At 60.9% G+C, this 1041-nt stretch carries 1 protein-coding gene; it reads right to left on the bottom strand.

From position 1 onward, the window contains the following. Positions 1-145 precede the first annotated feature (145 nt). Positions 146-1041, bottom strand: an 896-nt coding sequence (locus P5540_20040) for a YqaJ viral recombinase family protein (protein ID HRT67106.1), incomplete at its 5' end; no start/stop codon positions are given.

Raw genomic sequence — 1041 nt, 5'->3', positions numbered from 1 at the left:
ATCCTCGATGGTCTGCAACTGGACGCCCCGTTCGCCCATGTTGATCGGCGCGACGGATTTCGTCTGTGCCGCGTCGTGATTCGCGGCATCCCCGTTTTTCATGTCGTTCATCGTTCTTTCTCCTTTTTTCTGCTGTACTACATGCCTATTTTGCCGCCTTTTTCCGCAACACACGGAAAGTGGCCGGTTCAACAACGTATCCCTTGCGGTCTTGCGTCCGGTAACTGTACTGTACGGGCCCGCACACGCCATAGGTCTGATCGCCGATGGCGGCCTTCAACTGGTTCTCGATTTCGGCGATTTCCAATTGCAGAGATTTCACCGTGGATTTCAGATCGTCCAATTTCGCCAACCGGTCCGTCCACACGGATTCATCGAGCGCGACGGTCCCGCCGTTGTCGGCCGGATGCAACCGTTTGATCGCGTCCGAATCGTATGCGGACCCGGTCGGTTCCGGTTCGCGCCCGATTGCGATGTCCGCCAGAAATTCGCGCCCGGCCCGGATGCAACCGTCGATCAACTCGTCGTCCCGTTCGATGCGCAAAATGTCCAGCCCGCGCGAACCGAGGCCGCGCATGCACACCGCATAGGCGAATGGCGTGCCAAGCACAGCCATTTGCATGTGAATCTGCACGTCGTATTGCAGGGGCGTTTCGCCCGCCTCGAATGCACGGGCCGCGTCCGTCCAGATCTCGGTCGTTTTGATTTCGACGGGAATTTCCTCGCCGTCGATCTCCGCCAGAAAATCCGGCGTGACCCACAGCCATGGCTCAACCGGGTGTTGCGCGGCGGCATATTCGCCCGGATTGCGCACGGCATGGCCCGTCTCGGCGGAGAACCGCCGCGCGATCACCGGTTCCAGCGCGTGGCCGACGTCGAACCGGAGCGAATCGTCCGGCCACGGCAACGCGCCTTTTTTACGATGATACAACTGGTACCGCGATTGGTACCGGTCCGCGCCGACGGCCGCCGCCATTTGCGAACCCGTCAACACCAGCGGGTTCGCGTGCAGGAGCCGCCACTCCTCCTGCGTCATGTTCC

This window comes from Candidatus Hydrogenedentota bacterium (assembly GCA_035450225.1).
In the GTDB taxonomy this organism is placed as follows: domain Bacteria; phylum Hydrogenedentota; class Hydrogenedentia; order Hydrogenedentales; family SLHB01; genus DSVR01.
This window is presented reverse-complemented; position numbering and strand designations above follow the sequence as displayed.